At 71.4% G+C, this 12,133-nt stretch carries 8 protein-coding genes and 1 tRNA gene; 5 read left to right on the forward strand and 4 right to left on the reverse strand.

Annotation, left to right across the window (positions count from 1 at the left end):
- Positions 1-1,248 (reverse strand): Ig-like domain-containing protein (locus AB0J68_RS15280; RefSeq protein WP_363938974.1); only part of this gene is annotated, 1,248 nt, incomplete at its 3' end.
- 187 nt (positions 1,249-1,435) lie between these two features.
- Here AB0J68_RS15280 and AB0J68_RS15285 point away from each other — a divergent pair.
- From AB0J68_RS15285 to AB0J68_RS15295, 3 genes are all read left to right on the forward strand, one after another.
- A tRNA-Lys gene (locus AB0J68_RS15285) sits at positions 1,436-1,511 on the forward strand.
- A gap of 183 nt (positions 1,512-1,694) precedes the next feature.
- Positions 1,695-2,597, forward strand: coding sequence for a ParA family protein (locus AB0J68_RS15290; protein ID WP_354855172.1), 903 nt, complete (start codon positions 1,695-1,697; stop codon positions 2,595-2,597).
- 14 nt (positions 2,598-2,611) lie between these two features.
- A complete protein-coding gene (locus tag AB0J68_RS15295; RefSeq protein ID WP_355066943.1) occupies positions 2,612-3,019 on the forward strand; it encodes a hypothetical protein in 408 nt (135 codons plus the stop codon).
- On the opposite strand, the gene AB0J68_RS15300 is transcribed toward AB0J68_RS15295, so the two are convergent.
- The gene (locus AB0J68_RS15300; RefSeq protein ID WP_363938976.1) at positions 2,991-5,144 is read right to left on the reverse strand and encodes a UvrD-helicase domain-containing protein; all 2,154 of its coding nucleotides are present in this window, start codon (positions 5,142-5,144) and stop codon (positions 2,991-2,993) included. The genes AB0J68_RS15295 and AB0J68_RS15300 overlap by 29 nt on opposite strands.
- Positions 5,145-5,295: 151 nt before the next feature.
- Here AB0J68_RS15300 and AB0J68_RS15305 point away from each other — a divergent pair, with 151 nt between their 5' ends.
- Complete coding sequence (locus AB0J68_RS15305; protein ID WP_363938978.1) at positions 5,296-5,985, forward strand: ElyC/SanA/YdcF family protein; 690 nt, start codon at positions 5,296-5,298, stop codon at positions 5,983-5,985.
- A 270-nt stretch (positions 5,986-6,255) separates the two neighbouring features.
- On the opposite strand, the gene AB0J68_RS15310 is transcribed toward AB0J68_RS15305, so the two are convergent.
- Together AB0J68_RS15310 and AB0J68_RS15315 are read right to left on the reverse strand one after the other, a co-directional pair.
- Entirely contained in the window at positions 6,256-6,858 is a 603-nt protein-coding gene (locus tag AB0J68_RS15310; protein WP_363938980.1) for a hypothetical protein, read from the reverse strand.
- A gap of 198 nt (positions 6,859-7,056) precedes the next feature.
- On the reverse strand, positions 7,057-8,715 hold the full coding sequence (locus AB0J68_RS15315; protein WP_354855216.1) for a Na+/H+ antiporter: 1,659 nt from the start codon (positions 8,713-8,715) through the stop codon (positions 7,057-7,059).
- A gap of 321 nt (positions 8,716-9,036) precedes the next feature.
- Between AB0J68_RS15315 and AB0J68_RS15320 the strand changes: the two genes are divergently transcribed.
- The gene (locus AB0J68_RS15320) at positions 9,037-12,021 is read left to right on the forward strand and encodes a glycoside hydrolase family 3 C-terminal domain-containing protein (protein ID WP_363938982.1); all 2,985 of its coding nucleotides are present in this window, start codon (positions 9,037-9,039) and stop codon (positions 12,019-12,021) included.
- Positions 12,022-12,133: the final 112 nt, after the last annotated feature.

Raw genomic sequence — 12,133 nt, forward strand, 5'->3', positions numbered from 1 at the left:
CTTGGGCACCGGCAGCGCGCTGCCCTTCACGAACTCCGACCAGCTCAGGCTCCATGCCGTCCAGCCGTTGCCGGCGACGATCTTGCGCTCGGTGCCCTTGATCGTGATCGGATCGCCGATCCGCGTCTTGTCGAACAGCCACTTGGCGTTCGCCGTCGACACGTTCACGCAGCCGTGCGAGACGTTGGACCGCCCCTGCACATGCTCCGACCAGGGCGCGGCGTGGATGTACTCGCCACCCCAGGTGAGCCGCTGAGCGAAGTCGATCTCGGTGACGTAGCGGTTGGCCGGGTCCGGATCGTCGCGGGTGTCGAAGACCGTGGACTCCTTCTTCTCCATCACGACCATCGTCCCGCTCGACGACGGGGTGCTCTTCTTGCCCAGGCTCACCGGGATGGTGCGCGACAGCGCACCGTTCTCGTACACCGACATCTTCTTCGTGGCGTTGTCGACCTTCATCACGAACGACCGGCCGATCTTGGCGGTGGCCTTGCGGTCGACGTCGCCGTACTTGCCGTTGCTCAGCGGCACGCCGGCCAGCGCGATCCGCACGGTGATGGTGGTGCCCGGCTGCCAGTACTCCGGTGCGCGGTAGTAGGCCTGGGTGCCGTTGTCGACCCAGTGCCAGGCGCCCGGCTGCGGCGGGTCGGTCTTGACGAACATCCGCTTCTGGACCGCGGCCCGGTCCTTCTTCGGGATGCCCGGGTGGAACTCGGTGACCACCGGCATGGCGACCCCGTAGCTCTTGTCGTCGAAGAGGTACAGGCCGGACCCGATGGTCGACTTCGGCTTGGCCATCGTGGTGAAGGTGCTGGTGCCCTGGCTGGTCGTGCCGTCGGGCCCGGTAGCGGTCACCGTGGCGGTGTAGTTGGTGCCGTACTTCAGGGGAGCGGACGGCACCCAGGCGGAGCCGTCGGTGCGCAGTTTGCCCTCCACCGCACCCCCGCCGGCCGCGGCCAGGGTGACTGAGGCGACCTTGCCACCGTCCGGGAGCTTGGCGCTGATCTCCGTGCTCACGGGCTTGTTCTTCGTGCCGTTGGCCGGGCTCAGCGTCAGTGCCGGCCCGCTGGGCGCGCTCGACGCACCCGGGGCCGACGGCGCAGCCGATTCGGGTACGGCACTTGCATCTGTCGACGTCCCGCCGACGAATTCCGGCTTCTTCTGCTCGTCGCCGCACCCGGTCAGTGCCAGCGACGCCGCCAGGGTCAGAGCGCCCACCACCGCCCCGGCTCGCGTGAACCGTGCCATCCCCACCTCTGTTCTCGCGTACCTGGCGGACATCGTGCCCCATCAGTGCCCCGACCCATGCCCCTGCCCCGGAGCTGGCGGTCGGTTTATGACTGTATGTCCCTTAAGCTCGACCGAAGGGGGGAGCCGGGTAACCGGATTGGAGCCCGAGTTGGCGGAGTGCTAATGTTCTCTCCGTTGCCGACGAGCGCCGCTAGCTCAACTGGCAGAGCAGCGGACTCTTAATCCGCGGGTTCGGGGTTCGAGTCCCTGGCGGCGCACCAACGAGCAAGGCCCTGATCTGGTGTTCACACCAGGCCGGGGCCTTTTTCGCGTACGTTGCGGTCGGCGCGGGCGACCTGCCGGGCGCTACCGGGCCCGTCGGTGTCGTCCTGCTCGGAGACGCCGGTGCTCACCTCGACCGGAGCTACCCGTTCCTGAGATCATGTCGCGATGCGGGGACCGGCATGAGCATCACGTCCGTCATCAACTACAAGGGCGGGGTCGGTAAGACCACGATCACCATGAACCTCGGCGCCGAGCTCGCCGCCCGTGGCCGCAAGGTGCTGCTGATCGACTTGGACCCGCAGGCCAGCCTCACCTTCTCGTTCTATCCGGCCGCCGAGTGGGAGACCGACCTCGCGTACGAGAGGACCATCCTGCAGTGGTTCGGCTCGGTGCTTGCCGACGAGCCCACCGGCGCGCTGCACCCGTACGTGCTCACCCCGGAGCCGGTCAACGCGCTGCTGCCCGACGGCGGCCGGCTCGACCTGATCGCCTCCCACCTTCAGCTCGTCGACGTAGATCTGGACCTCGCCGCGGCCCTCGGCGGGTCACGCTTTCAGCACGGCAGCCCGCATTTCCTGCCGCTGCACCGGGCGCTCGCCGACGCGCTCGCCACCGACGAGTTCGCCGGGTACGACGACATCCTGATCGACTGCGCGCCCAACTTCACCATGGTCACCCGGACGGCCATCGTGGCCAGTGAACACATCCTGACCCCGGCGAAGCCCGACTACCTGTCCACACTCGGCATCGACTACCTGCGCAGCAAGGTCTCCGAGCTGGTCCGCGATTTCAACCGGGTGGCCGCCCCCGGCCCGACCATCGACCCGCAGTACCTGGGCGTGGTGTTCACTATGATCCAGTACGCCGCGGGTGGTCCGATCACCGCGTCCCGCAACTACATGCGGCTCACCGACAACCTGGAGGTCCCGGTGTTCCGGCAGACCATCCGGGAGAACAAGACCCTGTTCGGCACGGCCGGTGAACGGCACCTGCCCGCCGTGCTGGTGCCGAACGCCAACGACAAGGTGCAGTACGAGCTCCAGCAGCTGGCCAGCGAGTTCCTGGCCCGCACCCGCCCCTAGAAGGAGAGCCACCGGTGTCCGACCCCGCCGACCTCGCCCACGCCGTACTCCTGCGGGTGGCGGAGTTCGTCCGTGCGCTGCCCGCCGACCAGCTCGCCGCCCTGGCCGACGGCGCGGCGAAGCTCGCCGTCGTCGACAAGGCCCGGCCCGCCGCCCGGACGACGACGGCGGCTTCGGCCGGCGTGGACACCAACCGGGTCCGCACCGACCTCGCGGCGATCGGCGACCGGGCGGCCGGCGCCCGCTACCTCGCCGACCTGAAGCTCACCGTGGTGAAGCTGCGGGCGCTGGCCAGGGAGCTGGGCATCGCGGTGCCCAGCAAGGCCAAGAAGGCCGACATCGAGCAGGACATCCTGCAGTGGACGGTGGGCCGACGGCTGGATTCGGCCGCCATCAGCCGTCCGTCGGCCGCCCGGAACTGACCGCGTCCTCCGGCAGCAGGCTGGCCCGCAGCTCGGCCAGCACGTCGGCCCAGAACGCCGGTGGCGCCGCGCCGCGGAGCTGACCGGCGAGATGTTCGGCAAGCCGGTGCGCCTCCCGCCGGGTGAACGTCGCGTCCGCCGGGTCGTCCATCGACGGCCGGGGCCGGACTGGCGCGTCCAGCGGCACCGGGTCGCCCGTGCAGACGATGTCCAGGTGCCCGGTCGTGCGAGTCAGCGCCACGTACAGCAGCCGGTGGCCGCGTTCGTCACTGGCCACGATCTCCACCGGTTCGACCACCACCACCGCGTCGAACTCCAGGCCCTTGGCCTCCTGCGGGCTGATCAGGTTGATCGCGCCGCCCAACTCGCCCCGGTCGGCGCTGCTCCAGGTCATCCCGTTCGCGGCCAGCGCCGCCTCGACCGGTCGCCGCTGCCGGGGCGGGCAGACGATGCCGACGAACCGGCCGGCTTCGGCGTGCCCCCGCGCCACCGTGACCGCCCGGCCGGCCAGCTCGGCCAGGCCCACCCGGTGCACGCCGGTGTCCGCCGGCCCGTCCCGGACCACTTCCACCGGTGTCACGCCCGGCGCGGCCACCGGCAGCAGCGGCGCCGCCGTCTCGTACGCCTGGCGGGGTACGCGGTAGCCGTACCGCAGGGGGGTGATCCTCGCCGGGTGCACGGTCGGCAGGTGGGTGAGCACCTCGTCCCACGAGTCGCGCGCCCAGTTGCCGGTGGACTGGGCGAGGTCACCGACGACCGTCAGCGACCCGGTGGCGCTGCGTCGGGCCACCGCGCGCAACTGCATTGGGGACAGGTCCTGTGCCTCGTCGACCACCACGTGCGCGTACCGCCGGCCCGGCCCGTCGATCAGGTGGGCCAGCTCGTCCAACAGCGGCAGGTCCGCTGCCGACCAGGTCTCCCGGGACAACCGGTCCGCGCCACGCCGGTGCAGCGCAGCCACCTCCGCCGGGGTGAACTCGTCCCCGGCGGCTGCCCGCAGCCGCGCGGTGGAGCCCAGCAGGTCACGCAGGAAGCCGGCCGGGGTCTGCGGTGGCCAGAGCCGGTCGGTGAGATTGCCGACCGCCTCCGAACGGGCCGGGTCCAGCCCGGTCCGGGCGGCGACCAGGGCGGTGAGCCGGTCGCGCAGCAGCCCACGGCGGCCCCCGTACGGCAGGGTCGCCGCCCGTGCCGCGGCGAGCGCCTCGGCCACTTCGACACCGGGCAGGGTGACGAAACGGCCGCCGACCAGCAGCCGCTCGGCCGGGTCCGGGGCGCCGATCCGGGCGTCCAGCGCGCGGGCCAGTAGACCCGCCATCCGGGCCTCGCCCTTGATCCGGGCGACCGCGTCGGGCTCGGTGCGGCCCCGCGGCACATCCGGGCCGAGCCGGCCGACGTCGCGCAGTTCCACCCCGTCGTCGCCCAGCGCCGGCAGCACCTGGCCGATGTACCGGACGAAGGTCGGGTGCGGCCCGACCACCAGCACATCCTGCGCCGACATGTCGTCCCGGTGCTGGAACAGCAGCCAGGACACCCGGTGCAGTGCCACGGCGCTCTTGCCGGTGCCGGGACCACCCTCGATCACCAGCACCTGGTCGCGCGGGGCGCGGATCAGGGCGAACTGGGCGGCCTGAATGGTGGCCACGATGTCCCGCATGGTGCCGGTACGCCCCCGGGCCAGATCGGCCAGCAGTTGCGCGTCCACCGCCTCGGCGATCTCGGCGAGGATGGTGTCGGCGACCTCCTCGATCGTGTTCCCGGCGCAGATGAAGGCGCGCTTGCGACGTACCCCCGCTGGGTTTTCCGGGGTGGCCTCGAACCAGCCTGCGGCGGCCGGCGCTTGCCAGTTGACCACCAGCACCTCGCCGTCGGCGTCCCGGATCAGGTGCCGCCCGACGTACCAGGTGTCGCCCGTCTCTGCGTCCACCCGGCCGAACGCCACCGCTTCGTCCGTCGCACCCAACGCCCGCTGCGCCGCGTCGGCGTACCGGCGCAGGTGCGCGGCGGCGCCGGAGTGGGCCGCGGCGGACGGCAGGTGCCGCAGGTCATCGCGACGTCGGTTCCGGTGCGCCGCCGCCGCATCGAAGTACGCCTGCTCGGCGGCGATCTCGGCAGCCCTGGACGTCACGCACCCTCCCCACACCCGAGCCGGCCCGTGGGACCGACGGGATTCGATCCGGTTACCGTACCGGTCGGGTCCGACCCCGCGTCGGCCGTGGATGGACACCCACCGTCCTTGCCCGAGCCGCGATACTGGGGCCGTGTCGAGTCTTCGTCGAGTGCTCAGTGCGATTCGTGGCGCCCACCGGGCACGCTGGCTGCGCCGCGCCCTGCTGGTGGCGGCGCTCGGGGCGGTGTTGGCCGGCGCGGTCACCGGGGGCAGCGTGGTGTGGGTCCGCTCTGGCGCGGAGGGCCGGACCTTCACCGTCGAGGACGTTCCCGAGGCGCCGGTGGCCCTGGTGCTGGGCGCCCAGGTCGACCCCGGCGGGCAGCCGTCGGCGTTCCTGGCCGCCCGGCTGGAGATCGCGCGGCAACTGCTCACGGCCGGCAAGGTCCATGCCATCCTGGTCTCCGGTGACCACATGAACTGGGGGTACGACGAGCCGGGCGCAATGCGGCAGTGGCTGGTCGACCGGGGGGTGCCCGACCAGAAGGTGGTGCTCGACCACGCCGGCTTCGACACGTACGACTCCTGCGCCCGGGCCAGGCAGATCTTCGGGGTGCGCCAGGCCACCGTAGTCACCCAGTCCTTTCACCTGGACCGGGCTGTCACGCTCTGCCGGGCCCTCGGCGTCGAGGCCAACGGCGTGGGCGACGAGACGGCCAAGCGGTACGCGCCGCTGTGGCGCCGGGGCGTCGCGCGCGAGTACGGCGCCGCCGACAAGGCGGCGTGGGACGTGCTGTCACGGCGTGAACCGGTGTACCTGGGCCGGCACGAGACAGGCGTCGACGACGCCCTGCGAGGCTGAACCGGCGGCGCGCCACCCGGCGCGAGGGGCAGTGACGGGGGGCGCACGGCGCCACGATCGACGTCACGAGCCGCCTCGACCACGGCACGCTGTTCGCCATCACGTTCCCCTCGTCGTCCCAGCCTCTCGCCGACGCCGCACAGCCAGCGCAGACGACCGACAGACGGCCCCGACCGTCCTGTCCGGACGGCCAGGGCGGGCCCGTCAGGCCGGGTCCGTGGCCCGCAGCCGTGGCCACCGCTGCTCGGTCCAGGCCCACCGTCAGTCCGGTCAGGTTGGCGGTGCCCCCACCCGAGGCGAAGACCACCGCACCGGCCAGGCCGATCGGATAGCCCAGCTGCTGCGCCCGACGCAGGAGCCGCCGGTTCCCGACGACGTCGGTGAGGAGCCGGCGAGCGCGAGGACGAAACCGATTCCGCCGGTCAGCAGGACGGCGGCGCGCAGCGCGGTCCCGACGGCGACTCTTCGCGTGGCGAGCAGGACCAGGCCGAGCAGTGCGTACGTGGTCAGGATGTCGCCCTGGAACAACAGCACCGCGTGCAGGATCCCGAGCACGAAGAGCCCGGCCAGCCGTCGCCGGAACCGGGGAGCGAAGTCGACGCCCCGCCGAGCGGCGGAGTCGAGCTGGAGCGTGAAGCTGTAGCCGAACAGGAAGGAGAAGAGCAGGTAGGCCTTCATCGCGGGGAGCGCCTCGACCACCCACCGGGCCGCCTGGTCGCCCCACGAGTCGTGGGCGGGATCGGGGACCAGATGGAAGGGGTAGCCGGAGGCGAAGAAGGCGATGTTGACAACCAGGATGAGGAGCAGCGCCACGGCGCGCAGCGCGTCGACGTCGGCGATCCGGGAGAACGTCCCGGGCGACCCGTCATTCACGACTGGCGGGTCTTCGATGGAGAACTTCGCGCGACCACCCCCGTGGCGAACAGGAAATCGTTTCGATGGCTCCTCTGTGACGCTATGAAACGGCCTGTCCAGGTGACAGCCGGTGAGCGGGAAGGTCGCCGGTGGGGCAGGCCCTACCCCCGGGGTGGAAGGTGGAACGAATGCCGGCGAACCGACCGGCCGGGATGGCTACTGCCGCTTCGGGAGCAGCAACTCCTCGTGGTCGAGTTCCCGCTCCAGGACCCGCAGTTCCTCGTCCGGCAGCCGACCGGAGTCCCGCCAGCGCACCAACTCCTCGCGCTGCGCGTCGAGGGCCGTGCGGCGGACCCGCAGCGCCGTCTCGTACTGCGGGGAGGTGGGTAGTTCTTCTGACCCGCTCTGCTCGAGCAGGTCGAGTCGCCCGCGGTAACGCGCCAGGCGGGCCAGCAACTGGGTCCGGGTGGTGTTGACGGCCACCGTGCTGTCCGGCTCGGCGGCGGCGACCTCGTCGAGGCGGGCCAGGGCGGCCTCCACCGCCGCCGAACGGGCCTCGTTGCGTACGCGGGCCTGGTCCGTCTCGTTGGCGCGCAGGCCGAGCATCCGCACGAGCGGTGCGAAGGTCAGGCCCTGCCCGACGAGCGTGACGAGCACGACCACGAAGGTGCAGAACAGCAGGAGGTCGCGGTCGGGGAAGGGTGACCCGTCGTCGGTGGTCAGCGGCAGTGTGAAGATCGCAGCCAGGCTGATGACGCCGCGCGTACCGGACCAGCTCAGCGCCACCACCTCCCGGGAGGTGAGGCGGCGGGCGTTGCGGTCGGCCCGGGCGATCTGCCGTGCGGTGCTCGGCTCGTCGGTGTCGTCCTGCTCGGAGATGCCACCCAGGCGGGTGTGCAGGGAGCGGGGGAGCGACTGCGTCATCACCAGCCAGGCGGGGCGCAGGAGCAGCACCACGCCCACGGACACCGCGACGGCGATGACGATGGTCGACGTGTCGTACTGGCGCAGTCCCTTGACGACCTCCGGAAGCTGCTGGCCGATCAGCAGGAAGACGAAGCCTTCGAGGAGGAAGTCGACCAGCCGCCACACCGCGCTGGTCTGCAGCCGGGCGGCCCCGGACCCGACCTGCGGCGTCTGGTGACCGACGATCAGCCCGGCGATCACGACGGCGAGCACGCCGGAGACGTGCAGCGCCTCGCCCAGCAGGTAGGCCACGAACGGTGTCGCCAGCGAGATCGCGTTGGACAGCAACGGGTCCGCGGTGAGAGGTCGGGCCAGCCGTTTCGCCCAGGCGACGGCCGCACCCACAGCGACGCCACCGACTGCCGCCAGCACGAACTGCGCGACGGCGGCGGGGAACGAGAACGTCCCGCCGACGGCGGCGGCCACCGCCACGCTGAGCATCGTCAGCGCCGTCGCGTCGTTCAGCAGCCCCTCGCCCTGGATGATCGTGACCATCTTCGGGGGCAGGTTGACGCGCCGGCCCACCGCCAGGGCGGCCACCGGGTCGGGCGGAGCTATCGCGGCGCCGACCGCGATTCCGGCGGCGAGCGTCGCCCCGGCGACGAACAGGTGGAACCCGATGCCGACGAGTACTCCGGTGAGAAGCACCAGGACGACGGACAGGCTGACCACGATGCGCAGGTTCCGCCGGATGTCCAGCAGCGAGGAGTCCAGTGCGGCGCTGTAGAGCAGCGGCGGCAGCACGACCATGAGCACCAGCTCGGGGTCGAGGCTGACGTTGGGGCCGGGGAGCAGCGCGTACGCGATGCCGATGAGCGGCAGCAGCGCCGCCGCCGGCAGGCCGGTGCGCGACGCCACCCACCGCACGGCGACGATGACCGCGACGGCAGCGAGCACGAACAACACCATCGAATGGGCGCTCACCTGGTGACGTCCCCCTGGATCGGCGCGCGGCGCGGGCCGCACCAGCGGTAACGAGCCTACCCGCTAGATCAACCCAGCCCCGGTCGGCGGTGGGGGTGACCCGGCCGGGTCCGCTGGCCGGTATTGCTCGCCCATAGGTGTACGTCTATAGTCTGGCGATCACCACATTCATGGCCGTGGTCAACGCGGCCGGATCGTCGAAGCGCTTCGACGATTCGTCGTTCAGGCCCGTCAGCCGGGTGTCGAGCCTGGCCACGCCGGTCTCGGCGCCCCCTGGCGCCTGTCGTACGACATGAGGAGAACCGCATGCGGAACAGGCGCCTTCGGCGCGGAATCACCGCGCTCGCGCTCGCACTGCTCGTCCTACCGGCCGTCCCCGGCACGGCACACGCCGATCCCACCTACCCGTTCCGTAACCCTCACCTGCCCGTCCAGGTCCGGGTCGACGACCTGCTCGGCCGGCTCACCCTGGACGAGAAGATCTCCTGGCTGCACCAGTACCAACCGGCCGTCCCCCGGTTGGGCATCGGCCTGTTCAAGACCGGTACCGAGGCGCTGCACGGGGTCGCCTGGTCGACCGACATCGACAACAACGGCGCGGTCGTGAAGGCTCGCGGCACGTCCTTCCCGCAGCCGCTGGGCATGGCGAGCACCTGGGACACCGACCTGATCCAGCGGGTCGGCTCGGCCGTGGGTGACGAGGCGCGCGGCTACCACGCGCAGAACCCCCGGGTCTGGGGTCTCAACCTCTGGGCGCCGGTGGTCAACCTGCTCCGCGATCCTCGGTGGGGCCGCAACGAGGAGGGCTACTCCGAGGATCCGCTGCTCACCGCGAAGATCTCCACCGCGTACGGCTCGGGGATGTCCGGCGGGGACCCGGACCACCTGAAGAGCGCGCCGACCCTCAAGCACTACCTGGCCTACAACAACGAGGTCCGGCGCGATGTCACCTCGTCGAACGTGCCTCCACGGGTGCTCAACGAGTACGACCGGGCCGCCTTCAAACCGGCCATCGCCGCCGACGCGGCGACCGGCGTGATGGCCTCGTACAACCTGGTCAACGGCCGTCCCGCGACCGTGGACCCGGACCTGGCGACGGTGGTACGGAGCTGGACCGACAAGCCCCTGATGAACGTCACGGACGCGTGGGCACCGAACAACCTCGTCGCCTCGCAGGGGTACTACCCCAACCAGGCCGAGGGGAACGCCGCGATCGTCAAGGCCGGCCTCAACAGCTTCATCACCGACGACACCAACGCCCAGCCGACCGTCACCGCCATCAAGCAGGCCCTCGCCAGCGGCCTGCTCACCGAGGCGGACATCGACGCCCGGATCTCCGAGACCCTGAACGTCCGGTTCCGCCTCGGTGAGTTCGACCCGGGAGGCGGTCGCTACGGCGGTATCACCCCGGACGTCATCAACAGCCCCGAGCACCAGCGGCTGGCGCGTCAGGCCGCCGGCGAGGCGATGGTGCTGCTGAAGAACTCCCGACAGGCTCTTCCGCTGGACCCGTCCCGGACCCGCAAGGTGGCCGTGCTCGGTCCGCTGGCCGACACCCTCTACTCCGACTGGTACGGCGCCGACCTGCCGTACCAGGTGACCGCGCTGGACGGCATCCGCGAGCGGCTGGGCAGCTCCGCCAGCGTCGACGGGCTCGACGGCGCGGACCGGATCGCCCTGAAGGACCCGGCGACCGGCCGGTACGTCACGGCCACCGGCACCACCGACGCCGACCCGGTCGCCGTGACCGGCGCCGACGCCTCGCTCGCGGCCCAGTTCGACAGCGTCGACTGGGGACAGAACGTGGTGACGCTGCGCAACGCCGCCAACGGCCGCTACCTCGGCTACAACTGGGGGCCCTTCATCACGCGTGACGAGCAGCCGAACGGCTGGTTCGTCCAGCAGCAGTTCACGCTGGAACCGCAGGCCGACGGGACGGTCGCGTTGCGCTACGCCGGCTACGAAACGACGGAGAGCTGGTTCGGCGTCAACACCTACGTCACGGTCGGCGACGACGGCGCGCTCACACTCGGCGCGTCCACCGCGGCGGACGCAACCCACTTCCAGCGTGAGGTGATCAGTAGCGGAGTCGACCGGGCCGTCGCGGCGGCGAAGGCGGCCGACAGCGCCGTCCTGGTGGTCGGCAGCAACCCGTTCATCAACGGGCGCGAGGCGCACGACCGGACCTCGACGGCGTTGAGCGCCGGCCAGGAAGCGCTGGTCAAGGCCGTGACCAAGGCCAACCCGCGCACCGTGCTGGTGCTGCAGACCAGCTACCCGGTCACCATCGGATGGGAGCAGGAGCACGTCCCGGCCATCGTCTGGACCACCCACGCGGGCGCCGAGACCGGGCACGCCGTCGCCGACGTCCTGTTCGGTGACCGCAACCCGTCCGGCAAGCTCACCCAGACCTGGTACCGCTCGGATCGGCAACTACCGCCGGACCTGCTGGGCTACGACATCATCTCGTCCGGGCAGACCTACCTCTACGGCACCGCGAAGCCGCTCTATCCGTTCGGCCACGGGCTGTCGTACACCCGGTTCCGGTACGGCCAGCCCCGCACCGACGCCCGCTCGGTCGCGGCCGACGGCACCATCACTGTCCGCGTCGACGTGACCAACACCGGCAGCCGAGCCGGGTCCGAGGTCGTCCAGCTCTACACCCACCAGCGCACCTCCCGAGTGAAGACCCCGATCCGGGCGCTCAAGGCGTTCCAGCGGGTGCAGCTCGCACCGGGGCAGACCCGGGCCGTGACGCTCCGGCTGCCCGTCGCCGACCTGGCGAACTGGGACGTCACCCGCAGCCGGTGGGCGGTCGAGTCGTCCACGTACGACCTGCTGGTCGGCGCGAACGCCGAGGACATTCGGGCCCGGACGGCGGTCGCGGTGCGCGGTGAGACGATCCCGGCCCGGGACCTCTCGCGGACCACCCGGGCCGAGAACTTCGACAGGTACGCGGGGGTCCGGCTCGTCGACGAGACGAAGGCACAGGGTACGGCCGTCGGCGCCACCGCCGCCGGTCAATGGATCTCCTTCGCCGGTTCCGTGCTGCGCCCCGGCGCCCACACGTTCACGGCGAGGGTCGCCAGGGCGGCGGCGGGCGCCGGCACGATCCAGGTCCGGCTGGGCTCGCCCACCGGCCGGCTGCTCGGTACGGCCACCGTGCCCAGCACCGGCGACGACTACCGGTACGTGAACGTCAGCGCCGAGGTGGCCCGGACCGCCGGCACCCACGACGTCTACCTGGTGTTCGACTCTCCACTGCGGGTGGTGGACTTCTCGCTGCGGTGACGAATGCGCCCGGTGCTTCGTGATCGTTGGCGGCTGGGCGACACGACACGCCGAGCGGCGCGCTGCTGAGCAGCCACCGATCGGCTCGGGCCGGGGTGCACCAGCACCCCGG

It is taken from the genome of Micromonospora sp. NPDC049580 (assembly GCF_040675595.1).
GTDB lineage: Bacteria > Actinomycetota > Actinomycetes > Mycobacteriales > Micromonosporaceae > Micromonospora.

What these genes read in the sequence shown, in the direction of transcription:
- AB0J68_RS15320 (WP_363938982.1), top strand. Translation starts at nt 9,037, where the DNA reads ATGCGGAACAGGCGCCTTCGGCGCGGAATCACCGCGCTCGCGCTCGCA.
- AB0J68_RS15315 (WP_354855216.1), bottom strand. Translation starts at nt 8,715, where the DNA reads ATGGTGTTGTTCGTGCTCGCTGCCGTCGCGGTCATCGTCGCCGTGCGG.
- AB0J68_RS15290 (WP_354855172.1), top strand. Translation starts at nt 1,695, where the DNA reads ATGAGCATCACGTCCGTCATCAACTACAAGGGCGGGGTCGGTAAGACC.